This is a genomic window from Phycicoccus sp. Soil802, assembly GCF_001429605.1.
In the GTDB taxonomy this organism is placed as follows: Bacteria; Actinomycetota; Actinomycetes; order Actinomycetales; family Dermatophilaceae; genus Pedococcus.
Window position 1 is genome coordinate 120,514 of record NZ_LMSS01000005.1, and the last position, 24,414, is coordinate 144,927.

The window sequence follows — 24,414 nt, forward strand, 5'->3', positions numbered from 1 at the left end:
CTCAGCGCGCCGCGACCAGCAGGTCGGTCCCCTCGCCCACCCGCTGCCAGCGGCTGCCGGCGCGGATCAGCACCTCGTGGTCGTCGGTAGTCACGACCAGCCCCCGCTCGCCGTTGACCGTAGTGATCGTCCGCGCGCCGGCGATCTCCGGCCCGGCCGCAATGGGTCCGCCCAGTGGCACCAGCCAGGGCCGGATCACCTGGCTGGACGTCAGTCGTCCGAGGACAGCCACCGTGGCGTCGTCGACCCAGACCAGGTCGCGCGCCAGGGACAGCGTCGGGGCCAGCCGCAGCGGCGTGGAGAGCGAGGCCGGGAGTCCGTTGGGCTGCCGCACCACCCCCGCGACGTCGACCCGCGGGCTCGAGCCGTCGCGGTCGGTGGTCACGACCGCCACCCGCTGTCCGTCGGGCGAGAGCCGCAGGCTGACCACCGTACGGCCGCTCAGCCAGTCGGCCGAGACGGTCTGCGGGGTGGACTTGGAGGCGTCTCCCGGGTCGGCCGCCGCGTTCACGACCCAGACCCTGGTGGCGCCGTTGGCGCGACCCGCGACCCACAGGACGTCCTCGCGGTCGTAGGTCGGATGGGTCAGCATCGTGCCGGGCGCGGTGAGCTGGACCTGGGTGGTCCCCCGCCAGCGGATCAGCTGGGCCCGGTCGCCTCCCACGGCAGCGATCTCCTGGCCGTTGCGCGACATGGCGAGGTAGGCCCAGCCCGGTTGGACCGTCGGGAAGCTGGCGGCCTGGGGTGGTGGTGGGCGCTGCCCGTTGTCGCCGACGTCGTCCGGGTCGACCGCGACCAGCGTGGTGCCGACCCGCAGGACCGGCTTGACCAGGGGGTCCGACGGTGTGGGGAACCCGAGCAGGGACAGGCTGTCGACCGTGCTGTCGCCATTGGGCATCTGCAGGTCGGCGCCCTCGAGCTGGAGGGCCACCCGTTCCACCCCTGGGGCCTGGGTGACGGTGGCGAGGAACTGGGCGCCGAGGTTCTGCCGCTGGCCGGGGTCGTTGCCAAGCTTGGTGGCCGAGAGGTCCACCTTGGCCGTGCCCGACGCGACCGTCACGGCGTCGACCGCGAGCTTCGTGCCGGCCGGGATGTCGGTGCGCACTGCCCCCTTGAGGTAGTCGGGCACCCCCGCCAGGAGGGAGCGCGCGAGCCGGGTCGCCAGGCCGGTGCCGAGGGGCAGCCACCGGATGTCGGGGACGAGCCGGTGGTCGCCGGCCGACACGTAGTAGATCCGGAACGGGTCGTAGAGCCGGTCGAGGTCGGCCTGGCTCAGCCAGGTGCCGAAGTTGTCGGGCATCTGGCTGATCCGCCACTCGCCTCCCGTGCGCTCGAGCCGGAACGTCACCTGCACCCTCGACCGAGGCGACAGCTCCTGGTAGCGCCCGGCGCCGTCGATGCGGGCGATGGCCTTGGCGACGGCCGTCACGGTGTCGTCGTTACTGGGCTTGTAGGTCACTTCCGAGTCGGACCCGAAGACGACGACCGACGAGTCGGGCCGCCAGGTGCTCTGCGGTCCGCTCGCGAGGTAGGACCGGGCGACCTGATAGGAGTCGTCACTGGCCGCGGCGGCGCGGATGAAGCCCTGTACCACCTGCTGCGGTGAGGAGCCCGGCGCCACCGGGTTGACCTCCACCCGCACCTCGTTCTCCTGCACCGACCCGACCTCGAGCCCGGGCTGGATCGCCGAGCTGGTGGACAGCCCGCCGCAGGCGGTGACGGCGAGCACCGCGCCCGTAGCCAGCGTCGCGGCATACCGGCGCCTCATCGGGGACGCCCCGGGGCGGTGGGGGTATGCCGCGTGCTCCCCACCGGGCGCGCGGCGCCGGTCTGGACGATGGGGCGCACCGGGGCCTGGGGCTCCGCAGGAGGTTCGGTGAGGTCGTCGGGGCGCAGGGGTAGTGGCGCCTCGACGATCGGGACACCGGCGCGGCGCGGCAGGGTGAGCCGGAAGCAGGACCCCTCTCCGGGCTCACCCCACGCCTGCAGCCAGCCGTCGTGCAGCCGCGCGTCCTCCAGCGAGATCGCCAGGCCGAGCCCGGTGCCGCCGGTGGTGCGGGCCCGCGCCGGGTCGGCCCGCCAGAACCGGTTGAACACCAGGGCGCCCTCGCCAGGGCGCAGGCCGACGCCGTGGTCGCGGACCGTGACGGCCGCGGCGGTCTCGTTGACCGCGATGGCGATCTCGACCGGACGGCCCTCGCCGTGCTCCAGCGCGTTGACCACGAGGTTGCGCAGGATCCGCTCGACCCGGCGGGCATCCATCTCGGCGTCACACTGCCCGTCCGAGGAGACCGTGATGGTGCTGCCCCAGCGGTCGGCGATCGGCTGGGCGGACTGCACGGCGCGCGCCACCGTGGCCCGCAGGTCGGTGACCTCCGAGTCGAGCGCGGCGGCCCCGGCGTCGAATCGGCTGATCTCGAGCAGGTCGGCGAGCAGCTCCTCGAACCGGTCGAGCTCGTTGTGCAGCAGCTCGGCCGACCGGGACACCGCGGGGTCGAAGCCGGTCCGCGAGTCGTGGATCAGGTCGGCGGCCATCCGGATGGTCGTCAGGGGGGTGCGCAGCTCGTGGGACACGTCGGAGACGAAGCGCTGCTGCACCCGCGAGAGGCCTTCGAGCTGGCGGATCTGGGTCTGCAGGCTGTCGGCCATCTCGTTGAACGACTTGGCCAGCCGGGCCAGGTCGTCCTCGCCGCGGGCCCGCATCCGCTCGTTGAGCCGGCCGGAGGCGAGCCGCTCGGCGACCACGGCGGCCCGGCGCACCGGGGAGACCACCTGACGGGTCACCACCCAGGCGATCACCCCGACGAGGAACACCAACGCGAGCCCGCCGATGAGGAAGGTGCGGGTGATCAGGTCGAGGGTGGCCTGCTCGCGCTGCATCGGGAACACCACGTACATGTCGTAGCGGCCGGCCAGGGGCGGCTCGACCTGCGAGCCGACGATGACGGCCGGCACGGTGTTCTCGGTCTGCGGGTCGGTGATGCCGATCAGCGTCACCTGCTGCCGTCGGGGGTCGTCCCGGACGGCCTCACGCAGGGCGAGGGGCACGACGGTCAGGCCGATCTCGCCGCTGGAGATGGTGCGAATGGTCGTGTTCGAGGTGTTCTCGAGGCCCCGCGTCAGCACGAGGTAGCGCTCGTTGTCGCCGCCGGCCGAGGCGGCGCTCTTGATGGCCTGGCTGGCCAGCACGTTGAGGTCGGCCTCGCTGCTGGTGCGGTCGCTCTCGTCGAAGGTGGCCTGGACCTCCGTGGTCAACCGGGAGGTCTCGGTCTGCGCCGACTCGATGCGGTCCTGCTCGAGGCCGTCCGAGATCGAGGAGAACAGGTAGGAGCCGAGCAGCAGCACGACGACCAGCCCGAGCAGCATGGTCGTGGACACCACGCGGAACTGCAGGGAGGCCCGCCACATGTGGGCGGCGGTCCGCGCCCAGCGGGCGGCATACCGGCGAGCCCGGCCGAGGAACGACCGGAGTGCACGCGCGCCCTGGGCGCGGTGGTCGGAGAACCGCGGTGTCGGCGTCCGACCAGGCCTCGGACCGGCCGACTCGGACATGGCTAGCTCGGGCCCGCCTTGTAGCCGACGCCGCGGACGGTGACGACGATCTCGGGGTGCTCGGGGTCGTGCTCGATCTTCGAGCGCAGCCGCTGCACGTGCACGTTGACCAGTCGGGTGTCACCCGCGTGGCGGTAGCCCCAGACCTGCTCGAGCAGCACCTCGCGGGTGAACACCTGCCACGGCTTGCGGGCCAGGGCGACCAGGAGGTCGAACTCGAGGGGGGTGAGCGACAACGAGTCGCCGTCGCGCTTCACCGAGTGGCCGGCGACGTCGATGACGAGGTCACCGATCTCCAGGCGCTCCGGCTCGGGCTCGTCACCACGACGCAACCTGGCCCGGATGCGGGCGATCAGCTCCTGCGGCTTGAACGGCTTGACGACGTAGTCGTCAGCCCCTGACTCGAGGCCGACGACGATGTCGACGGTGTCGGTGCGGGCGGTGAGCATGACGATCGGCACGCCGGACTCGGCCCGGATCCGCCGGCACACCTCCATGCCGTCCAGGCCGGGCAGCATGACGTCGAGGAGGACCAGGTCGGGACGGTGCTCGCGGAAGGCGCCCAGCGCCCCCGCGCCGTCGGCGACGTGCGCGACCTCGAGTCCTTCGTTGCGCAGGACGATGCCGAGCATCTCCGCCAGCGCCAGGTCGTCGTCGACGATGAGCACGCGACCGTTCACCTGCGCCTACCCTCTTTCTGCAGTGAGTGGAGAATCCCTCCTGAATCATCACACACGGGTGCGCTCCGCACGGGGACCCGGTGTCATCAGCCGTTCGGTCAAGGTGGGACCGGTCCGAACGTCCCATCCTGCTGGCCCGGCGCGTGCCGGGAGCCGCGCACCTGCGGATTCAACCGTTTGGACGATTCAGGACGGTGGGCGCTCCCCCGAGGATGTGCTTGGCAGCACGCCGATGGGGTGTGTGATGAGCAGGGAGAGCAGCACGCATGGCACTGAAGCGACCCATCCGTGGCAGCCGCCCTGAGGGCGGGGCTGCGGCTGTCGAGTTCGCCCTGGTCATGCCGATCCTCGTGCTCCTGATCAGCTCGATCGTGGGCTTCGGCGTCGTCCTGGCCCAGCAGATGGCCCTCGGCAACGCCGCCCGCCAGACGGCCCGCTCGGCTGCCGTGGAGGCCTCCTTCTGCGGCACCGGCGGCGGCACCGGCTCGCCCGGCACGATGCTGACCGCGGAAGCCAAGCTCAACGCCACCACCCTCTTCGTCACGAAGAACAACGTGCAGGTCGAGATCAAGACCGGAACCACCTCCCCCACCGACCCCTACTCGACGGCGTGGACCAACACCTGCAGCGGCGACACGACCCAGCCGTGCACGGGGACCACCTTCGGAGACAACGTCTACGTGCGGATGCGCTACACCTCCACGCTGTCCCTGCCCTTCTTCCAGCCGTCCTTCAACCTCTCCGCGATTGGGGCCTTCCGATGCGAGTTCAACTCATGAGCCGCCTGCGCTCCCGCCGTCGTGACGAGCGGGGCGCCGTCGCCGTGACCGTGGCGATGTTGATGGTGGTGCTCGTCGGCATCGGCGCCTTCACCGTGGACTTCGGCGTCTCCTACGTCAGCACCCGACAGCTCCAGACGGCCTCCGACTCGGCCGCCCTCGCCGCAGCCACCAAGTACGGACAGCTGCCCGGCAGCTGCGCAGTGCTCGCTGCCGACACCGCGGCGAAGGCCGCGGTGCAGTCCGGTGTGACCTCCTACCGCGAGGAAAACCGGGCCGGCAGCACTGGCTCGATCACCTCGGTGGCCTGCTCGCCTGACGGCAAGGCCCTCGACATCACGTACAGCTCGGCCGGGTCGACAGAGTCCTTCCTGGGCGGTGTCTTCGGCCACAGCAGCGGATACAACTCCACCAAGAGCGCCACCGCCCGGGTGCAGGTGCCGACCCAGGGGATTGGCGTGCGGCCCTACGCCCTCTGCGGCTCGATCCTGCCCTCCGTCACCACGTTCCCCTCCCCCGTGTTCCAGATGGACCTGCCCTCGACCGGCAACTCGCTGTGCCCGGGGGCGGCGTCAAGCGGCAACTGGTGGTCGATCGACTGCCCCGAGGCCCCGAGCAACAGCAACACCTACCTGGGTGAAGCGACCCTGAACGGCTGCACGGACCCGATCAGCATCGTGCCCAACCAGGGGACGCGCACCGGTTCCGACCTGCGCAACTACCTGAACAACAGCTGCCCGGTGAAGTCCAGCAGCTGCCTCGGCGCCAACACCGGAAACCTCGGCGGTACCCCGATCCTCAATGCCTGGTCCAGCCTGGTCCAGGAGCGCAAGCGGATCCTGCTCCCCGTCTTCTGTGGCACGCCCAGCCCGTGCGACCAGGCCGCCGTGGTCAACGCCGGGGGCAACAACGCCATCTACCCCGTGCAGGCGCTCGTCGGCGTCATCGTCTGCGGCTACCACTTCGGCACGAACAACAACCAGAACAGCGCGGCGATCCCGATGGACGGCGACTGCGGCGGTCTCAACAACCCGAACGGCCTGACTGCGGCTCCCGGCGGCAACCAGGACAACTACCTGCTCCTGCGAGCGGTCCGGATACAGGTCTCCGGCAGCAGTGGTGACCCGCAGTGCGCCATGGGCGACACCTGCGACCTGGGCGCCCGCATCTACAAACTCGTCAAGTAACCATCATGCAGATCACCCGCCCCCGCACGCTGATCCTCATCGTGGCGTACAACGCCGAGACCACCCTGCGGTCCGTGCTCGACCGGATCCCGCAGACCGTCCTCGACGACTACGACTGCGAGGTGCTGGTCATCGACGACGCCTCGTCCGACGAGACGTTCTCGACCGGCCTGGCCTACCGCCAAAGCCGGCCGGACCTGCCCCTCACGGTGCTGCGCAACCCGGAGAACCAGGGCTACGGCGGCAACCAGAAGCTCGGTTACTTCTACGCCATGACCCACGGCTTCGATCTCGTCGCGCTCGTGCACGGCGACGGCCAGTACGCCCCGGAGGAGCTGCCCCGCCTCCTCGCGCCGCTGCGCGACGGGGTGGCTGACGCCGTCATGGGCAGCCGCATGCTGACGCCCGGGGCGGCCCGCAAGGGCGGCATGCCGCTGTACAAGTTCGTCGGCAACCGGATCCTCACGACCGTCCAGAACCGCCTCGCCGGTGCAGACCTCTCGGAGTGGCACAGCGGCTTCCGCCTCTACACGGTGGACATCCTGCGTCGGCTGCGGTTCGAGACCAACCCCGACGACTTCAGCTTCGACACCAAGATCATCCTCCAGCTGCTCGGTGCCGACGCGACCGTCCTGGAGCTGCCCATCCCGACGTACTACGGCGACGAGATCTGCCGGGTCGACGGCATCCGCTACGCCGGTCAGGTCACCCGGGCCAGCGTGACGGCGCTCTTCCACCGGGTGGGCCTGATGCATCGACGGGACCTCTCCCCCGTCGATGCCGGCTCCATCGAGCGCTACGACGTCAAGCTGCACGAGCGCAGCAGCCACACCGAGGTGCTGGCCCGCGTCGACGCAGGCAGCCGAGTGCTCGACCTCGGCGCCGGTCCCGGCGCATTCGCCAGCGCCCTCGCCGACAAGGGTGCCGTCGTGACGACGGCCGACCTGCACCGCTCCACCGTCATCGACCCGCGGGTCGCCACCCACGTGGTCGACCTCAACCAGCCGCTCGAGCTCCCGCTGGACGACTACGACCAGGTACTGCTGCTCGACGTCATCGAGCACCTCGCCGATCCGGAGACCTTCCTCGAGGACCTGCGGTTCGCCCTGGGCAGCCAGCGCCGCGAGCTCGTCCTGACCACGCCCAACATCGCCTTCGCGGTGTCCCGCCTGATGCTCGCCCTGGGCCAGTTCAACTACGGCGAGACCGGCATCCTCGACCGGACGCACACTCGCCTGTTCACCTTCCGCACGATCCGCACGGCACTGCACCAGGCCGGCTGGGACGTGCAGGAGGTGGTCGGCATCCCCGCCCCCTACGCCAAGGCGATCGGCCACGGGCCGCTGGCATCCCTGCTCACCCGGGTGAACAGTGCCCTGATCCGAGTCGCTCCCCGGCTGTTCTCGTACCAGATCCTGGTGACCGCGAGGAGCCGGCCGCACGCGCAGCACCGACTCGCCTCGACGACCGCCCTCTCCGCCCAGCTCAGTGCGTGACCTGAGCTCACGTCTGGGGAGCAGCCAGGGCCAGGGCGCCGCTGCAGTGCTGCTGTTCGCGGTGTACGTCGGCACCGCCTTCATGAACCTGCGCCCCCTGGCGCTCGTGGCCGTCGTCGCAAGCCTCGCGCTGGCGCACGCCAGCCTGCGCAACCCGACTCTGCACGAGAGCTCCTACGCCCGCCTCCCGATGGGCCTCATCGCGGCTGCCGCCCTCACCGGGGCACAGCTGCTGGCCACGGCCGGGCTCTACCTCCTGACCCCCGTCTTCGTGGCGGTGGCCGTGCTCGCCACGCTGCCCCACCGGTTCGCCGTCGCCCGGGCAGCCCGGATCGTCCTGCCCCCGTTGCTCGCCGCGCTGGCCGTGTGGTGGCTGGCGCGGGACGAGCCGCGCATCGACGTCCACGTCTTCCTCACCGACGGCGCCCGTGCGCTCCTGCACGGCGTCAACCCCTATTCCATCGACTTCCCCAACATCTACGGACCCGAGGAGACCGCCCAGTACTACGGCCCCGACGTCGTGCAGGACGGGCGATTGGCGTTCGGCTTCCCCTATCCTCCGTTGCTGCTTCTCACCGCCCTCCCGGGCTATCTCCTCGGCGATGTCCGGCTCTCCTCGGCCATCGCGGTGACCGTCGTGGGCGGGTGGCTGTTGTGGCGGTCGCACACGACGAGCGGCCGCCGGGCGGCCGTGCTGCTCCTGTGCCTACCCGGCCTGCCGAGCCTGTTCGCGGGGGCCTGGGTCGAGCCCGTCGTCGTGGCCCTGCTGGCCGTCGTGGTGCTGGCCGCCCGGCGCGAACGGTGGGTCGTGGCCGCGGTGGCGCTCGGGCTGCTCTACGTCTCCAAGCAGTACTTCCTCGTCGCGCTCCCCTGCCTGTGGCTGCTGCGGCCGTACGTCACCAGGGGCCGACTGCTGGCCTTCGTCGGCACGGGCGCCGTGGTGACGCTGCCCTTCATTGCCTGGAGCCCGGCGTCCTGGTGGAGCAGTGTCGTGACGCTGCAGTTCCAGCAGCCGTTCCGCCCCGACTCCACCAGCATCGTCGCCGAGCTGGCCGAGGTGTTCGGCTGGGCCGACCCGACGTGGGCGGGCCCGGTGTCCCTCGCCGCGGGCTTCGCCGTGGCGCTGGTACTCGCCCGGACCCTGCGGCCCGGGGTCGCGACGTTCAGCCTGGCCCTCGGTCTCTGCCTGGCGGTGACGTTCCTGCTCTCGAAGCAGGCGTTCCTCAACTACTACCTCGTCTGTGCGGGAGCCTTGGTCCTGGCGGCCTGGTGCCGTGCGGAGGAGGCACCCTCGGAGACGGGTATGCCGCCCGCTCACGGTGAGCGGGCGGCATACCCGGTGGTGCGTGGTGGCGCCGAGGCACCGGTGGGGTCGGCGCCTCAGTAGCGGTAGTGCTCCGGCTTGTACGGGCCGGACACGTCGACACCGATGTAGGCGGCCTGCTCCTTGGTCAGCTCGGTGAGCTCGGCGCCGAGGGCGTCGAGGTGCAGCCGTGCGACCTTCTCGTCGAGGTGCTTGGGCAGCACGTAGACCTGCTTGTCGTAGTCGTCGTTCTTCGTGAACAGCTCGATCTGGGCGATCGTCTGGTTCGCGAAGGAGTTCGACATGACGAAGCTGGGGTGGCCGGTCGCGTTGCCGAGGTTCATCAGGCGACCCTCGGAGAGCACGATGATCGAGTTGCCGCTCTCGAAGGTCCACTCGTGCACCTGCGGCTTGATCTCGGTCTTGGTGACGGCGACCTTGGCCAGGCCGGCCATGTCGATCTCGTTGTCGAAGTGACCGATGTTGGACACGATCGCCTTGTTCTTCATCTGCGTCATGTGCTCGGCGGTGATGATGTTGAAGTTGCCGGTGGTGGTGACGAAGATGTCGGCGATGCCGACGACGTCGTCGAGGCGGGCGACCTGGTAGCCCTCCATCGCGGCCTGCAGCGCGCAGATCGGGTCGATCTCGGTGACGATCACGCGAGCGCCCTGGCCGGCCAGCGCCGAGGCGCAGCCCTTGCCCACGTCGCCGAAGCCGGCGACGACGGCGACCTTGCCGCCGATGAGGACGTCGGTGGCGCGGTTGAGGCCATCGAGCACCGAGTGGCGGCAGCCGTACTTGTTGTCGAACTTGGACTTGGTGACCGAGTCGTTGACGTTGATCGCCGGGAACAGCAGGTCACCGGTGGTGGCGAGCTCGTAGAGGCGGTGCACGCCGGTCGTGGTCTCCTCGGTGACGCCCTTGATCTCCTCGGAGACCTTGGTCCACTTGGTGGGGTCGGCCTTGAGGGTCTTGCGGACGAGCTCCTTGAAGACCCCGACCTCCTCGGAGTCGGCCTCGTCGGTGGGGGGCACCTGACCGGCCTTCTCCCAGGCCCGCCCGTTGTGCACGAGCATGGTGGCGTCGCCACCGTCGTCGAGGATCATGTTGGCGCCCTCGCCACCGGGCCAGGTGAGGATCTGCTCGGTGCAGTCCCAGTACTCGGTGAGCGTCTCGCCCTTCCAGGCGAACACCGGGACACCCTGCGGGTCCTCGGGCGTGCCCTTGCCGACGACGACCGCGGCAGCGGCCTCGTCCTGGGTCGAGTAGATGTTGCAGGAGGCCCAGCGGACCTCGGCACCGAGCGCGGTCAGCGTCTCGATGAGCACGGCGGTCTGCACGGTCATGTGCAGGGAACCGGCGATGCGGGCGCCGGCGAGCGGCTGGGCCGCCGCGAACTCCTCGCGCAGGGACATCAGACCGGGCATCTCGTGCTCGGCCAGGCGGATCTGGTGACGGCCGGCCTCAGCGAGGCTCAGGTCGGCAACCTTGTAGTCAAAAGGCATGGAAGAACTCCTGGAGTTGACTTGCTGGTTTGCGGACCCGGCGTAGCCCATCTGGGCGCACATCGTTGGAGCGGGGTATCACCCACGCCGGCGGTGTCCCACTCTACCGGAGTCGGGGGCCGGGACCCGCTCGGCGTGACTCGAGGTGCGCTTGGGACTCAGGGTGCGCGTGACCCGGTCCGGCGCTAGGAAGGGAGGCCCCAACCACGGACGGAGCACCATGAGCGAGCCCAGCAGCGGAGTCCCCGGAGAGATCGCCGACGCGCAGGTCGAGGAGCCGACGACCGACGAGCCCGACACCCTGGAGCTCGAGGTCGACGAGGAGAAGGTCGAGGCCTGGGACGAGGTCAAGGCCGACTACCAGGTCGAGCCCGGTGGTGCGCCGGTGCCGAACAGCATGGACCAGGCCGACGTGACCCTGGCGGATGAGGACGACGACGAGGACGACGACGACGAGGACGACGACAAGGACGACGACGAGGACGACGGGGCGGACGACGACCGCGCCTGAGGTCGGCCGCAGGTAGGCTCGCCGGGTGGCCGCACCCATACCTTCCGCCCTGCCCGCACGACAACCCAGGTCGCGGCCATGAGCGGCGGGTTGTTCGCGTTGCTCGACGACATCGCCGTGCTGGCGAAGGCGGCCGCCGCCTCCGTCGACGACGTGGGTGCCGCGGCGAGCCGAGCCAGCGTCAAGGCGGCCGGCGTGATCGTCGACGACACCGCCGTCACCCCGCGCTACGTCGAGGGCCTCTCCCCCACCCGCGAGCTGCCGATCATCAAGAAGATCGCGATCGGCTCGCTGCGCAACAAGCTGCTGTTCATCCTGCCCGCGGCGATGTTGCTCAGCCAGTTCTTCCCGGTCGCCCTCACCCCGCTGCTCATGATCGGTGGCACCTTCCTGTGCTACGAGGGGGTCGAGAAGATCTGGGAACGGATCTCCGGCCACGGCGAGACCGAGGCCGACGCGGCCCACGAGCGCGGCGAGGTCGCCAGCGAGGACGACATCACCAGCGGGGCGATCCGCACGGACTTCATCCTGTCGGCGGAGATCATGGTCATCTCGCTCAACGAGGTCGCCGACGAGCCGTTCCTCAGCCGGGCGATCATCCTGGTCGTCGTCGCCTTCGCGATCACAATCCTCGTCTACGGCGTCGTGGCCCTGATCGTGAAGATGGACGACGTCGGGCTGCACCTCTCGGGCCGTGAGTCCGGGGTCAGCCGCACCATCGGGCGCGCCCTCGTGGCCGCCATGCCACGCCTGCTGACGACTCTGTCGGTGGTCGGCATCGCCGCGATGATCTGGGTCGGCGGCCACATCATCCTCGTCGGCCTCGACGACCTGGGGCTGCACGCCCCCTACTCGTGGGTGCACCACGCCGAGGAGTCCGTCCACGACGCGACCGGCGCGCTCGGTGGCGTGTTCGGCTGGCTGACCAACACGGTCGGCTCCGCGGTCCTCGGGCTGATGGTGGGTGCGGTCGTCGTGGCCGTCATGCACGTCATCCCCCGCCGAGGCGCGTCCAGCAGCCACTGACTCGTCCTTTTGGCCGGAATCAGCGTGCCAACCGGAAACCGCACGCTGCACGCCGGATACTCCTGTGGTGGCGCAGACCCAGCTCACGTCGGTGGAACCCACCACCACGTCTCACGCGACGCCGCGCCACCCCCGGCCGGCCGGGCGCGCGTGGGTCGCGAGCGCGGCCGGCCCAGGCCTCTCGGCCGTACTGTCGCTGCTGGTCGCGGTCCAGTCCCTGCGGCTGTGGGACTGGCGTCCCGGGGTGCCGCTCAGCCTCTCGGGCGACTCCCCGCAGGTGCTCATGCAGGTCCGGGCGATCATGGAGGGCGGCGGGTTCGGCTCGACCGACCGGATGGGCGCGCCGTTCGGCCTCAACGCCGCCTGGTTCGCCACCGGCGACCAGCTCAACTTCGCAGCGATCCGGGTCATCGGCCTCTTCACCGACAGCCCGGCGACCGCCTCGGCCGTCTTCTTCGTGGCCGGCTACCCCGCCGCCGCCCTCGCGGCATACTGGCTGGCTCGGCAGGTGGGCATCGCCCGTCCTGCCGCGGTCACGGTGGGCGTCCTCTTCTCGGCGCTCCCGGGCCACCAACGGTGGTTCCAGCACCTGTGGCTGTCGGCCTACTGGGTGCTCCCGCTCGGGGTGTGGCTGGCCCTGCAGGTGGCCACCGGACGCTCGGTGTGGCCGGCCAGGCGGGCGCTGCGGGCCGGGACGGCCGGGCGCCGACGGGCCTGGCTGCACGTGGCCCGGACCGTGGCCATCGCGCTCGCCGTGGGGCTCTCGGACGCCTACTACGTCGCGTTCGTCCTGATCCTCGTGGGCGTCGCGCTCGTCGTGCGGTGGGCCACCGACCGCACGCTCAGGTCGCTGCTCCCCGGGGTGGCCGCAGCCGCCCTGGTGGGCGTCAGCTGCGCGGTCTCCCTCGCCTTCGCCGTGGTCGCGAGAAGTGGTGACGTCGTCACCTCCGACGTGCCCGCGCAACGCACCATCGGCGAGTCGGAGCGGTATGCCGGTCGGCTGATCGACCTCCTCCTGCCCTGGTCGGAGCACCGGCTGCCGCCGTTGCGGTTCATCACGACGGCCTACGGCTACGCCGCGCCGCCGACCGCCGAACGCCATGCGCTCGGTGTCGTGAGCGTCTGTGGGCTGGTCGTGTTGGTGCTGGTGCTCCTGCGGTCGGTGACCGGTGGTCGTCGACCCGACCAGGTCGTCGGCGCCCTCGCCGCGTTCGCCCTCGTGAGCCTGGCCTTCTACACCCGCGGTGGCCTCGGGTCGGTCGTCGCGCTCTTCGTGACCCCCCAGATCCGCACCTGGGCGCGGCTGGGCACCGTCATCGCGCTCCTCGCTCTCCTGGCCGTGGGCCTCTGGATGACCAGGGTCGCCCGCCGCCGAACGGCAGCCTGGGCGCTGGCCGCCGGGGTGCTGCTCGTGGGGTGTCTCGACCAGACCAACCCCGGTGCCGCACCCGACTACGCGAGGCTGTCGGCCACCTCCGCGCAGCTGAAGGGATACAGCGCGCACCTCGCCGCGGCGACGTCTGCCCCGTGCGCGGTCTTCCAGCTGCCGGTCACGCCCTACCCCGAGGAGCCGGGCTTCGGTCAGATGGGCGACTACGACCACGTGCTGCCCGGGGTGGCCGCCCCGAGCACGCTGACCTGGAGCTACGGCGCGATCCGGGGCACCGCGAGCGCAGACTGGCAGCTGGCGCTGCCGGTGGACCGGATGGCCGCGCTGGTGCCGGACCTGCGGGCTGCGGGCTTCTGCGCTGTCGAGGTGGACCATCGGGGCTACGTCGGCGCAGCCGACCCGAGTGACGGGCTGGCGTCGTTGCTGGGTGCGCCCCTCGCGCAGACCGACCGGCTGGTCGCGTTCGACCTGGCCACCGAGCGCCCCGACGCGACCCCACCGACTCCACCGACTCGGGACGACGTCCTGCGCCCAGTCCTCGCCGGCCTCGACTCGGCTCGGCTCCAGCGTGACGACCGGGGTCGCCCGTTCCAGCTCCTCGGTCCGACGGCAACCCTGACCGTGAGCAACCTGGGCGACACACCCGTGCCGGTCACCCTGACGTTCAGCGTGCGGACCCTGAGCGGCGCCGAGGACGTGCTCGTTGCCACCGGTCTCCCCGGCGCCCCGCTGCGGTCTCCCATCAGCGGGGTCGACCAGCCGGTCCGGCTCGAGGTCACGGCCCCGCCGGGGTCGACGAAGATCGAGCTGGCCAGCACGGCCGAGCCGGTGGACGTCGGCGGCGGGGTGGCCTCGGCGCTCCAGCTCACCGACCTGCGCGCGAGCAGCACGGCCGGCGTCAACGTGGCCAGCACCCAGCAGTTCTTCGCCGCCAGCCCGGTCCCGAGTCGCTAGGGTCGGCGCGTGGTGAACTCAGACGTCCGTCCGGCAGCGAGCCGGACTGCCGGGGCGACGCCGCTGCCGGCCCCTGAGGGCATCCTGCGCTGGGCTCCGGTGGTCGCCTTCGGCCTCCTTCTTCTGGTCCTGTCGCGCAACGTCGGCACGGGGATCGCCGACCCCGACACGCTCTGGCACGTGCTGGCCGGCGACCACCTGCGCGACACCTGGCAGTTCAGTGGCCCGGACCCGCTGTCGACGTTCACCAGCCAGCCCTGGGTGCTCACCCAGTGGCTGCCCGAGCTGGCCCTCTCGCTGGCCAACCAGTGGGGCGGCCTGCCGGCGGTGGCGTTCCTGGCGCAGCTCGGTCGGCTGGCCGTGTGCGTCGCGGTCTACGTCGCCTGCCGCCGGACCAGCGGTCCACTGGCGGCCACCCTCGTCACCGGCATCACGGTCCTCGCCACCGCAGCGAGCCTGAGCCCCCGGCCGCAGCTGGTGGGCTTCGCCCTGCTGGCCGTCACGGCGAGCGCCTGGGTGCGGGTGCTCAGCGACCACCGGGCTCCCTGGTGGCTCGTCCCCCTCACCTGGGTGTGGGCTTCCAGCCACGGCACCTGGGTCGTCGGGATCATGCTCGGCCTCGTCACGACCGCGGGCCTTCTGCTGGACCGCAAGGTCTCGGTGCGACAGGCCATCCCCCTGGCCCTCGTGCCGGTGGCCAGCGCGGCCGCCGCGCTCCTGACTCCCCTCGGCCTGGGGATCCTCACCGCCTTCGGTCCGGTGCGTGCGGTGAGCCCCTACATCCAGGAGTGGCGGCGCCCCGAGCTGACCGAGCCCTCTACCCTCGGCCTGCTGGTGCTGGTGCTCGTGGTGGCGCTCGGCTGGGCCCGACGGCACTCCCTGGTCAGCTGGGGGGCCGCCGGGATCCTCGTCGTCGGCGTGGGCTGGGGCCTGACGTACTCCCGCACGGTCGCCGTCGGCGCCATCATCATCGCCCCCCTCGCCGCGAAGGCCCTCGACGCCGTCCTCGGCCGGGCCCGACCGGCGCGCGGGCGCGAGCCCGTCGTCGTGGCCGGCCTGGTCGCCGTCGTCGTGATGGTCTGTGGCCTGCTCGCCGCCAACGGACCCGACCAGCCGGTGTCGGTCCCCGACGGGACCACCGCCGCGCTGCGGGCCCTGCCCGCCGGGTCCGTGGTCTACAACGACGACTCGCTGGGTGGCTGGGTGATGTGGACCTTCCCGTCCCTGCGCCAGACCGCGGACACCCGGGCCGAGCTCTACGGTCCGGCCCAGGCGCGGACCTACCTGCGGGTCATGGGCGCCGAACCGGGGTGGCAGGAGGGGTTCGACCAGCACCAGCCGGTCGCGGCCCTGCTCCGGGAGGACGTGCCGCTGGCGACGGCCCTACAGCGGGATCGTGGCTGGACGGTCGCTGCCCGCGACGACGGCTTCCTGCTGCTCCGCCCCTAGCTCCTCGGCCTGCGACCGCTGCCAGAGCAGGAGGCGCGGCACTGCGCCGAGCACCGTGTAGGGGCTGAAGGCCTGGAAGACCGGGCAGGCGAGCAGCAGCGCGGGTGCCAGCAGCCAGGCGCGCCCGGTGCGCGCGGCGAACACCACGAGGGCTGTGGCGACCACGAACCGGACCAGGAACAACGGCCCGCCGGTGCCCGCGTTGGACGCGAGGAACTCGAACCACCGCGGCCAGGCCTGCGGGTCCAGGGCCACCGAGACCCCGACCACGACGGCCAGCGCGACGGCAGCGGAGCGCACCGCTCGCCAGTCGCCTCGCACGACGAACCAGAGCCCGACGACGGCAGGGGTCACTTTGGTCAACAACGGCAACACCAGGGCACCCGGCCGCCCCCTGACCGCGAGGACCAGGACGGCGGCGAGGAAGAGGTAGACGTTGCCCAGCAACAGCTCGGCCACGAAGAACGGGGCCACGGTCAGCCCGCGACGCCACCCGAGCGGCGTGAGCAGCCAGGCCAGCACGGCGGCCTGCGCGGCGAACCACACGCCCTGGAACACCGGCCACGGGAGGAAGCCCAGCGGCCAGAGGAGCTGGGCGAAGGCCGGCGAGTAGAGGTAGGCGTCGACGTGGTCGGGCGGCGTCGTGTACCAGGTCTCCGGCGAACCCGCCGCGACCCAGTAGGCGTGGGAGTCAGCGCCGACCATGCCGTGCGAGAGGTGCACCGCGACCTGCATGGCGCAGAACAGGACGGCGCCGGGGACCATGGCGAGCCACAGGGCTCGAGTGAAGAGCTCGAGTCGCGTCGGGCGAGGCATGGCAGTGAGGTCCTTCGGGCAGGGGTCGGCGCATCCAGCATGCCGAAGGGCCGAGGAGGCGGGCATCGCCCGTTTGGTCGGCATTCGCTCGGTTAGTCTGCGGTGGTGAGCAGCGCTGAAGGCACCTTGGGCTGGGAGCCCGCGACGCGGCATACCGAGCTGTTGGCGGCACCGGTCGCCGGCGCGATCGGCACCACCCCCTCCGCGCTGGTGGCGCCGATCGACCCGACGCTCGCCGACACGGCGGCCTTCTGCGAGGCCTACGACGTGGCCATGGAGCACTCGGCCAACTGTGTGGTCGTCGCCGGCAAGCGTGGTGGTGAGCTGCGGTATGCCGCGGTGCTGGTGCTGGCCTCGATGCGCGCCGACATCAACGGCGCGGTGCGCCGGCACCTCGACGTGCGCAAGATCAGCTTCGCCCCGATGGACCAGGCGGTCGAGCTGACGACCATGGAGTACGGCGGGATCACCCCGATCGGGCTCCCGGCCGACTGGCCGGTGCTCGTCGACGACGCCGTCGTGGCCGCCGGGCGCGTGGTGATCGGCAGCGGCATCCGCGCCAGCAAGGTGCTCGTGGACACCGCCGACCTCGTGGCCCTCCCGACCGCGCAGGTGCTCAGTCTCGCGCAGTGACGTCCGTGCGCCGGTGGTCCGTGGACCGCGCTGAGCTGCGCGCGGTGGTCGGCCCCGGCGACAGCGCGAGCGCCACGAGGAACGCCAGCGCCAGCAGCACGTAAGTGGACGCCACCAGCTGCTCGGCGGGCGAGAGCTTCAGGGGGTCGCCGTCGGCAGCCCACATCGGGGGCAGGTACATCAGGAGGGCGACCACGACGGCTGCGACCCGCCAGCCCCTCCCGGCCAGGACCACGAGGGCGGGCACCACCCAGACCCAGTGGTGGGTCCACGAGATCGGCGAGACCAGCAGCGACCCGGCCGCGACGGCCGCGAGCGCGGCCAACGGGTCACCGGCGCGGGTCAGCCGGATGGCCACCCACGCCACGAGGACCACGACGACCGCGGCGCTGAGGAGGTACCAGGGGCCGGGGTCGCCACCCAGCAACCGCACCCACAGCGCCCGCAGCGACTGGTTCGTCGGCTCGAGCGCGTAGCCGCCGAACTTGCCCATCGTCGTGAGGTCGTCGAGCCAGTAGCGCACGGACTCGGACGGCAGGACCACCCACCCGATGACCACCGAGAGCACGCCGGCCGCGGCGCTCCGGGCCACCGCGGGCCAGTCGCGTCGCACGGCGAAGTAGAGGACGAAGAAGGCGGGGGTCAGCTTGAGGCCCGCCGCCAGCCCCGTCAGGTAGCCACGGAAGCGCGCTGGGACGACGAAGACATCCAGCATCACCAGCGCGCAGAGCACGAGGTTCACCTGACCGAAGATGAAGGTGCGCTGCACCGGTTCGAGCACCCAGGCCACGAGGACCAGGACCGCCAGCCAGCCGAGTGACGCAGTCCGGCTCAGGCTTTGGGTCGGCGTGGCCTCGCGAAGCGAGAGCCACGCGATGACCACGAGTGCGGCCAGCGAGAGCGCCGACATCACCCAGACAGCGGCACCCCCGAGGAGCGCGAGCGGGACGAAGACGACCGCGGCGAAGGGCGGGTAGGTGAACTCCAGGGCGTCGGCCGGGCCGCCGTAGGGGTCGCCGCCGTGCAGGACCGCCTCCCCACCGCGCACGAAGACGTCGAGGTCGACCAGGTTCCAGGTGGACGGGTCGATCCAGCGCAGCCAGGCGAGGACGACCGCCACCACACCGATGACCGTGGGCAACAGCCACACGGGGGCGGGTCGGTTCGTGGCCACGAGCGGACCCTAGCCGGACGGGTTCGGGGTAGGGGCCGGACCGCGCTACTTGAACATGTTCAAGATGATCTGCTACGGTCAGGAACATCAACTTGAACACGTTCAAGGAGCCCTTAATGGTGGCTCCCCGGAACGTCCGTCCTGAAGGAGCCTCCGTGGACAACGCGGTCATCGCCTACCTGCTCTACCTGCTCATCGCCGTGCCCCTCACCATCTGGGTCGGGTCGACCTTGTCGCGCAACGGCCGGGTCTTCCTCGTCGACGTGTTCGACGGCAACGACGACCTGGCCGAGGCGGTCAACAAGCTGCTCGTGGTCGGCTTCTACCTGCTCAACCTCGGCGTCGTGGCGCTCTACCTGCGGGTCGGCGACACCCTCGCCGACGCGCGCGACATCGTCGAGGTGCTCAGCATGAAGCTGGGGGTCGTGCTGCTGATGCTCGGCGTCGTGCACCTGACCAACGTCTACGTGTTCAACAAGATCCGTCGCCGTGGCCGCCTCGACGCCATGACCGCTCCCCCGGTCCCTCCGCAGGGCTGGACCCAGCCCTTCCCCGCCCCGATGGGCTGAGGGACGTGAAGACCGCCCGGATCGCCCTGGCCGGCGCCACCCTCTGGAGCCTGGCGCTGGTCGTGGCAGCCCTCACCGTGCCGGTCTACTCCGGGGAGTCGGAGAGCACGGACTCGACCGGCGCGACCGTCACCACCTCCGCCTCCGCCACCCTCGTCGGGGAGAACGGGTGGTGGGGGCTGGTCGTGGCCGGTATCCCGCTGGTCGCCTGCCTGGTCGTCGCGGCGTCGCTGCTCGGGCCGGGCGGTCGTACCGCCAGGGTCGCCGCGGTGGTGGTCGTCGTGCTGCTCGGCATCGGGACCCTGCTCGGCATGCTGAGCATCGGGATCTTCGTGCTCCCGGTCACGGTGGCGCTCGCCGTCGCCGTCGCCTCGGCCTCAGCCGACCGGCGCCCCGTCGCCGCCCCCACCGTCTGAAGGCCTGGTCGTGAACAAGCTGGTCGTCCTCTACGACGCGGGCTGCCCGATCTGCTCGCGGTTCGGGTCGTGGCTGGTCGAGCAGCCGCACCTCGTGCCGGTCACCGCGGTCCCGGCGGGCTCCGCCGCCGCGCGCGAGCTGCTCCCCCACCTCGACCATGCCGCCACCCTGCGCGACATCACCGTCGTGGCCGACACCGGCGCGGTGTGGACCGGCGCCAGCGCGTGGGTCACCTGCCTGTGGGCCACCGTCGAGCACCGCGACCTCGCCCTCCGGCTGTCCACGCCCCTCGGCCTGCCGGTGGCCCGGGCGATGGCGTATGCCGCGGCCGGACTCCGCGCATCCCTCACCACGACGCACGTCCCCGAGGCGCGCGGACCCGAGGCGCGCAGCTCCGGCGCGCCCGTGCCCGAGGCGCGCGGACCCGAGGCGCGCGGACCCGAGGCGCGCAGCTCCGGGGAGACGGGAGGGGGTGGTTACGCTGACGACTGTGACGGACTCTGCGCACCGGTCTGACCCAGCCAACCGGTCCGACCGAGGCGAGCAGACCCGGGCCGCGATCGCGGCGGCCGCCCAGGAGCTCTTCCTCGAGCGCGGCTACGACAAGACCACCATGCGCGCCGTCGCCGACCGGGCCGGCGTGAGCATCGGCAACGCCTACTACTACTTCGCCTCGAAGGAGCACCTGGTCCAGGCCTTCTACGACCAGATCCAGGTCGAGCACGCGGCGGCGGCGCACGACTCGCTCGAGCGCACCGACAAGTTCGCCGAGCGGCTGCGCGAGGTGCTGACCACATGGGTCGACGTGGCGGAGCCGTTCCACGGGTTCGCGGGCAAGTTCTTCAAGGTCGCGGCCGAGCCCACCAGCCCGCTGTCACCCTTCAGCACCGAGTCGCGGGGTGCGCGAGAGGCGAGCATCGACCTGTTCCGACGGGTGGTGGAGGGCTCCGACCTCAAGGTGCCGGCGCCGATCCGGGCCGAGCTGCCCGAGCTGCTCTGGCTGCTCCAGATGGGGGTCGTGCTGTTCTGGGTGCACGACCCCAGCGACGGGCAGAAGCGCACCCGCGCGCTGGTGCGTCAGGTCGTACCGCTGGTCGACAAGCTGGTCCGGCTCAGCCGCCTGCCCGGTATGCGGGGCGTCGTCGGCGACGTGGTCGAGCTGATCCGCTCGGTCCGCCCCTGACTGGCTTGAGCGCAACACAGTGTCGGGCCCAATCACTCGTCGGGGAAGACGCGGATCCGTCTGAAATCAGGGCTGGGCCATGAGCTTTCGGACGACCCACTGGTTGATGCTCAGGTCTTCCTCGGCCGCTCGAAGGGCTACCTCTCGGTGCAGCTTCTCGCCGAGACGAAGGTTGAATTTTCCCGAGTAGCTGCGCTCTGAGATCGGCTCTGGCACCTCCTCGCCTTGTTCCTGCATGTCGACGACTACCTCAGCCAGCAGCGCTCGGAGCCCTTCCAAGGCCTGAATCTGGGAAGAAGCTAGCCAGGAGAGGGACGGAAACTCAGCGACGGTGGCGACGAACTCGCCGTCCTCCGCGGACCAGGCAACGCGGTACGTGTAATGCGACACCTCAACCTGAGGCCGCTCCATCGTGTCCATCACTTGCCCTCCTTCTTGTCGATCGCCTTGAGCACTTGACGTACTTGGTAAGCCTTGGCCTTGCCCTTGTCGTTCTGGATGTTCACGCGTGGGTCGCCGGGCCACGGCGTCTTGAACACCGCGTGGGATGAGCCCGTTTGGCGGGGCTTACCGAAGAAGTGTTCGCAGACTTTGTGGAGGTCGTTGTAGGAGATGTTCTGCTGGTTGTTGCGCATCGCCGCAACAAGCAACTCCACCGAGGCCACCCAACCATGGTACTACAGGCAGTACCATTCAACAATCCGCGCCTAACGAATGGTCCAGGTGTCTCCGTTGCAGGCGCGACCCAGCGTTGCGAGTAGGCGGCCATCTGGCGCGTACGCGGAGTAGCCAACGTCGGTATTGCATCCATCACCGCCGACCGGAAGACCGACGCGGTTGCGACTGTGGGCGGGAAAGTCGCCGATCCGCACGTCACTGTTCACCGTCAGCTGCACCCGGACGACATCATCGGTGCTGTTCTCCCTCAGCCAGTCCGTCCGCGCAGGTCGGCCACGTGGGGTGAGACCGCCGGGTCGAGTCCCAGCCCGAGGGCAAGGTAGGTCGCGGCGAAGTCGGTGGTGGCGATCTGGCCGGCCAGCCGGGTCAGGGAGTGGCCGGGCTCTGCGGTCACCTCGCTGACCCGCACGCCAGCCTCGCGGGCGGCGGTGGTCACGGCCTCGGCGAGGATCCGCGCCTCGTCGGCCTCACGCGTCAGCGGGTCGGGCAGCACGTCGCGGAGCATCAGCAACGACAGCCGTGGCGCGGCGGGTCCGTCGAGGAACGGGTCGGCGAAGATGTCGTCGCCGCGCTCCTGCCCGCCCGCCGCCATCGACGACGCCCCACCGGAGTAGGCCGCCGTGAACGGTCCGTCGAAGCACGCCACGATCTGGGCGGCATCGTCGGGCAGCTCGCCCGAGGTGGCCGGCACCCGGGCGGTCCGGGCCAGCATCGACGTCGCGCGGGCCGCGGCGACCCCGTTGAGGGGGCCGTCGCCGAGGACCACCGGCACCCCTTCGGCGAGGTCGGCGGCGAGGACCTTGGCCGGGTTGACGAACGACTCCGAGGACGGCCGGCAGGTCTCGGCCACCTCGTCGAGGCGGTCGGCGGTCTGGGTGAGCACGCGGGCGTCGACGTCGACGATGCCCAGGTGACCGGCCCCGAGCAGGACCGGTGCGAGCAGGGTCCACAGGGCGGTCCGTGAGGTGCTACGGCCCCGGCCGATGCCGATGTGCACTCCCCTGGCCTGGGCGGCCACGTCGGCCAGTGGCGAGTCCACGGCCCCGACCGTGAGCAGCGAGGCGCCCCTGCGGGCGGCCTCGGCAGCCAGCGCCAGCGGTCCCGGCGCCCGACCCGAAAGGGACACCGCGATGACCAGGTCGAGGGGTCCCACCCACCCGGGCAGCGGCACGTTCCTGCGCACGCTCACCGGCACCGGCGACCCCGGCTCGGCCAGCAGCTCGAGGACGTCGCACACGACGGCGGACCCGCCCAGCGACGCGACCAGCACCGAGCGCGGCCGCTCACCCCCGGCGACGCGCTCGATCCCCGCCTCCTCGGACAGGGCGACCGCCTCGCGGACCTGGGCCCCGGACGTGGCGAGGGCCCGGAGCGTCTGGTGTGAGTCGAGAGCGGTCAGCGCCTCGTCACTGTCGACACGCGACTCGTCGAAGTAGGGAGACATCGTCGCGCCGGCAGTCCGTCAGACCGGCTTGCGGGCTTCGTCGACCAGCAGCACCGGCACACCGTCGTCGATGCGGTACTGCAGTCCGCACTCGCTGTTGGTGCAGTGGAGCTCGGGCTTGCCCTCCACGGTGGCGTCGGTGAGCACGGAGCGGCAGGCAGGGCACCTCAGGATCTCCCGCAGCCACGGCTCGATCCGGACGTCCTGTCCTTGCGACATCAGCGTTCTCCTCTCACCAGTGCGAGAACATCGTCTCGCACCTGGGTCATCGTGTCTTGGTCGGCTGCCTCGACGTTCAGTCGCAGCAGCGGTTCGGTGTTGGACGCGCGCAGGTTGAGCCACCACATCGGGCAGTCCGGGGTGACCGCGTGGGTCGCCGTCAGCCCGTCCAGCTCGTCGAACTCCGCGCCCTGGTCGGCCGCCCACTCCCGCACCCGCGCGGTCGCCGCCGGCGCATCGGTGACCGTCGAGTTGATCTCGCCGGACGCGGCATACCGGCTGTATGCCGCGGTGAGCCGGCTGAGCGGCTCGGCCTGCTCGCCCAGGGCGGCGAGGACGTGCATCGCGGCGAGCATGCCGGTGTCGGCGAACCAAAAGTCGCGGAAGTAGTAGTGCGCGCTGTGCTCGCCGCCGAAGACGGCGTCCTCCCGGGCCATCTCGGCCTTGATGAACGAGTGCCCCACCCGGGTGCGGACGCCGCGGGCACCCTGCTCCGCGATGATCTCCGGGACTGCCGCGGACGAGATGACGTTGTAGACCACGGCGACGTCGGCAGCGGACGTGCCGGCCGCGACCTCCTTGGCGACCTCGCGGGTGGCCACCAGCGCGGTCACGGCGCTCGGGCTGACCGGCTCGCCGCGCTCGTCGATGACGAAGCACCGGTCGGCGTCGCCGTCGAAGGCGAGCCCGAGGTCGGCGCCGTGCTCGACGACCGCCGCCTGCAGGTCACGGAGGTTCTCGGGCTCCAGCGGGTTGGCCTCGTGGTTCGGGAAGGTGCCGTCCAGCTCGAAGTAGAGCGGGACGACCTCGAGCGGGAGCTCGGGCAGGCCGGCCGCGGTGCCGAGGACCGCCGGCACGGTGTGGCCGCCCATGCCGTTCCCGGCGTCGACGACGACCTTGAGCGGGCGCCCACCCGAGAGGTCGACGAGGCCGCGCAGGAACACCGCGTAGTCGGTCAGCAGGTCGCGCTCGACGACGTCACCCACGGGCCCGTCGACCGGTCCGGCGCTGGTGCCGGTGTCGAGGAGCTGCTGGGCCAGGGCGCTCACGTCAGCCAGGCCGGAGTCCTGTCCGACGGGACGCGCGCCCGCTCGGCAGAGCTTGATGCCGTTGTACTGGGCCGGGTTGTGCGAGGCCGTGAACATCGCACCGGGGAGGTCCAGGGCGCCGCTGGCGTAGTACAGCCCGTCGGTGCTGCACAGCCCGATCAGGGTGGCGTCGAGGCCCTGGGCCGTGACCCCGGCCGCGAAGGCTCGGGAGAGCTCCGGCGACGATGGGCGCATGTCGTGGCCGATCACCACACCGGACGCCCCCTCGGGGGCGATGACGGTCTGGGCGAACGCAGCCCCGAGTGCCCAGGCCACGTCCACGTTGAGCTGGTCGGGGACCAGACCACGGACGTCGTAGGCCTTGACGAAGTCGGACAACACGGGTTTCGGCACGCCC

Annotated in this window: 24 protein-coding genes; 13 read left to right on the top strand and 11 right to left on the bottom strand. The window is 71.2% G+C overall.

The genetic code is table 11. The features are described 5' to 3' along the window. Position 1: 1 nt before the first annotated feature. The 3 genes from ASG91_RS11710 to mtrA are packed head-to-tail and all read right to left on the bottom strand — an operon-like array spanning position 2 to position 4,232. Positions 2 to 1,768, bottom strand: a complete 1,767-nt coding sequence (locus ASG91_RS11710) for an LpqB family beta-propeller domain-containing protein (RefSeq protein ID WP_082592380.1) — start codon at positions 1,766 to 1,768, stop codon at positions 2 to 4. Further along, entirely contained in the window at positions 1,765 to 3,552 is a 1,788-nt protein-coding gene (gene mtrB, locus ASG91_RS11715) for an MtrAB system histidine kinase MtrB (RefSeq protein ID WP_235543449.1), read from the bottom strand. Before mtrB ends, ASG91_RS11710 begins: the two co-directional genes overlap by 4 nt. Positions 3,553 to 3,554: 2 nt before the next feature. Further along, positions 3,555 to 4,232 (bottom strand): MtrAB system response regulator MtrA, encoded by a 678-nt coding sequence (gene mtrA, locus ASG91_RS11720; RefSeq protein ID WP_056922836.1) that lies wholly within the window; start codon positions 4,230 to 4,232, stop codon positions 3,555 to 3,557. Positions 4,233 to 4,498: 266 nt separating this feature from the next. Between mtrA and ASG91_RS11725 the strand changes: the two genes are divergently transcribed. Genes ASG91_RS11725 through ASG91_RS11740 form a run of 4 tightly spaced genes read left to right on the top strand, consistent with a single transcriptional unit; the run spans position 4,499 to position 9,081 of the window. After that, a complete protein-coding gene (locus ASG91_RS11725; protein WP_056922837.1) occupies positions 4,499 to 5,011 on the top strand; it encodes a TadE/TadG family type IV pilus assembly protein in 513 nt (170 codons plus the stop codon). After that, positions 5,008 to 6,198, top strand: coding sequence for a pilus assembly protein TadG-related protein (locus tag ASG91_RS11730; RefSeq protein ID WP_056922838.1), 1,191 nt, complete (start codon positions 5,008 to 5,010; stop codon positions 6,196 to 6,198). The genes ASG91_RS11725 and ASG91_RS11730 overlap by 4 nt, the downstream gene beginning before the upstream one ends. A gap of 5 nt (positions 6,199 to 6,203) precedes the next feature. Continuing rightward, entirely contained in the window at positions 6,204 to 7,694 is a 1,491-nt protein-coding gene (locus ASG91_RS20680) for a bifunctional glycosyltransferase/class I SAM-dependent methyltransferase (protein WP_082592378.1), read from the top strand. Next, complete coding sequence (locus ASG91_RS11740) at positions 7,687 to 9,081, top strand: DUF2029 domain-containing protein (RefSeq protein WP_057376901.1); 1,395 nt, start codon at positions 7,687 to 7,689, stop codon at positions 9,079 to 9,081. The genes ASG91_RS20680 and ASG91_RS11740 overlap by 8 nt, the downstream gene beginning before the upstream one ends. Here the strand turns inward: ASG91_RS11740 and ahcY are convergent. Next, a complete protein-coding gene (gene ahcY, locus ASG91_RS11745; protein WP_056922840.1) occupies positions 9,075 to 10,505 on the bottom strand; it encodes an adenosylhomocysteinase in 1,431 nt (476 codons plus the stop codon). The genes ASG91_RS11740 and ahcY overlap by 7 nt on opposite strands. A gap of 220 nt (positions 10,506 to 10,725) precedes the next feature. Between ahcY and ASG91_RS11750 the strand changes: the two genes are divergently transcribed. The 4 genes from ASG91_RS11750 (at position 10,726) to ASG91_RS11765 (ending at position 15,835) form a co-directional block, all read left to right on the top strand. Then, positions 10,726 to 11,016, top strand: coding sequence for a hypothetical protein (locus tag ASG91_RS11750; RefSeq protein ID WP_056922841.1), 291 nt, complete (start codon positions 10,726 to 10,728; stop codon positions 11,014 to 11,016). A 78-nt stretch (positions 11,017 to 11,094) separates the two neighbouring features. Next, positions 11,095 to 12,042 (top strand): DUF808 domain-containing protein, encoded by a 948-nt coding sequence (locus ASG91_RS11755; RefSeq protein ID WP_056922842.1) that lies wholly within the window; start codon positions 11,095 to 11,097, stop codon positions 12,040 to 12,042. A 67-nt stretch (positions 12,043 to 12,109) separates the two neighbouring features. After that, the gene (locus ASG91_RS11760) at positions 12,110 to 14,386 is read left to right on the top strand and encodes a hypothetical protein (RefSeq protein ID WP_157606322.1); all 2,277 of its coding nucleotides are present in this window, start codon (positions 12,110 to 12,112) and stop codon (positions 14,384 to 14,386) included. Positions 14,387 to 14,395: 9 nt separating this feature from the next. Next, on the top strand, positions 14,396 to 15,835 hold the full coding sequence (locus tag ASG91_RS11765) for a hypothetical protein (RefSeq protein WP_056922844.1): 1,440 nt from the start codon (positions 14,396 to 14,398) through the stop codon (positions 15,833 to 15,835). On the opposite strand, the gene ASG91_RS11770 is transcribed toward ASG91_RS11765, so the two are convergent. Next, on the bottom strand, positions 15,770 to 16,651 hold the full coding sequence (locus ASG91_RS11770; RefSeq protein WP_056922845.1) for a glycosyltransferase family 87 protein: 882 nt from the start codon (positions 16,649 to 16,651) through the stop codon (positions 15,770 to 15,772). The two genes, ASG91_RS11765 and ASG91_RS11770, sit on opposite strands and share 66 nt — an antisense overlap. Positions 16,652 to 16,756: 105 nt before the next feature. Here ASG91_RS11770 and ASG91_RS11775 point away from each other — a divergent pair, with 105 nt between their 5' ends. Then, a complete protein-coding gene (locus ASG91_RS11775) occupies positions 16,757 to 17,284 on the top strand; it encodes a YbaK/EbsC family protein (protein ID WP_056923213.1) in 528 nt (175 codons plus the stop codon). Here the strand turns inward: ASG91_RS11775 and ASG91_RS11780 are convergent. Further along, positions 17,268 to 18,458, bottom strand: coding sequence for a glycosyltransferase 87 family protein (locus tag ASG91_RS11780; RefSeq protein ID WP_056922846.1), 1,191 nt, complete (start codon positions 18,456 to 18,458; stop codon positions 17,268 to 17,270). The two genes, ASG91_RS11775 and ASG91_RS11780, sit on opposite strands and share 17 nt — an antisense overlap. A 155-nt stretch (positions 18,459 to 18,613) precedes the next feature. On the opposite strand from ASG91_RS11780, the gene ASG91_RS11785 reads away from it, so the two are divergent. Genes ASG91_RS11785 through ASG91_RS11800 form a run of 4 tightly spaced genes read left to right on the top strand, consistent with a single transcriptional unit; the run spans position 18,614 to position 20,627 of the window. Beyond that, complete coding sequence (locus ASG91_RS11785) at positions 18,614 to 19,027, top strand: hypothetical protein (protein WP_056922847.1); 414 nt, start codon at positions 18,614 to 18,616, stop codon at positions 19,025 to 19,027. A gap of 5 nt (positions 19,028 to 19,032) precedes the next feature. Next, on the top strand, positions 19,033 to 19,443 hold the full coding sequence (locus ASG91_RS11790; protein ID WP_056922848.1) for a hypothetical protein: 411 nt from the start codon (positions 19,033 to 19,035) through the stop codon (positions 19,441 to 19,443). A gap of 10 nt (positions 19,444 to 19,453) precedes the next feature. Next, positions 19,454 to 19,960 (top strand): DCC1-like thiol-disulfide oxidoreductase family protein, encoded by a 507-nt coding sequence (locus ASG91_RS21225; protein ID WP_162257536.1) that lies wholly within the window; start codon positions 19,454 to 19,456, stop codon positions 19,958 to 19,960. Continuing rightward, complete coding sequence (locus ASG91_RS11800; RefSeq protein ID WP_056922849.1) at positions 19,935 to 20,627, top strand: TetR family transcriptional regulator; 693 nt, start codon at positions 19,935 to 19,937, stop codon at positions 20,625 to 20,627. The genes ASG91_RS21225 and ASG91_RS11800 overlap by 26 nt, the downstream gene beginning before the upstream one ends. A gap of 66 nt (positions 20,628 to 20,693) precedes the next feature. On the opposite strand, the gene ASG91_RS11805 is transcribed toward ASG91_RS11800, so the two are convergent. The 5 genes from ASG91_RS11805 to ASG91_RS11825 form a co-directional block, all read right to left on the bottom strand. Next, positions 20,694 to 21,047, bottom strand: a complete 354-nt coding sequence (locus ASG91_RS11805) for a type II toxin-antitoxin system HicB family antitoxin (protein ID WP_235545577.1) — start codon at positions 21,045 to 21,047, stop codon at positions 20,694 to 20,696. Then, entirely contained in the window at positions 21,047 to 21,292 is a 246-nt protein-coding gene (locus ASG91_RS11810; RefSeq protein ID WP_056922850.1) for a toxin HicA, read from the bottom strand. Before ASG91_RS11810 ends, ASG91_RS11805 begins: the two co-directional genes overlap by 1 nt. Positions 21,293 to 21,552: 260 nt before the next feature. Continuing rightward, on the bottom strand, positions 21,553 to 22,749 hold the full coding sequence (locus ASG91_RS11815; protein WP_056922851.1) for an SIS domain-containing protein: 1,197 nt from the start codon (positions 22,747 to 22,749) through the stop codon (positions 21,553 to 21,555). Between the two features lie 18 nt (positions 22,750 to 22,767). Then, positions 22,768 to 22,968, bottom strand: coding sequence for a Trm112 family protein (locus ASG91_RS11820; protein ID WP_056922852.1), 201 nt, complete (start codon positions 22,966 to 22,968; stop codon positions 22,768 to 22,770). Continuing rightward, entirely contained in the window at positions 22,968 to 24,410 is a 1,443-nt protein-coding gene (locus tag ASG91_RS11825; RefSeq protein ID WP_056922853.1) for a phosphomannomutase/phosphoglucomutase, read from the bottom strand. The genes ASG91_RS11820 and ASG91_RS11825 overlap by 1 nt, the downstream gene beginning before the upstream one ends. Between the last annotated feature and the right edge of the window lie 4 nt (positions 24,411 to 24,414).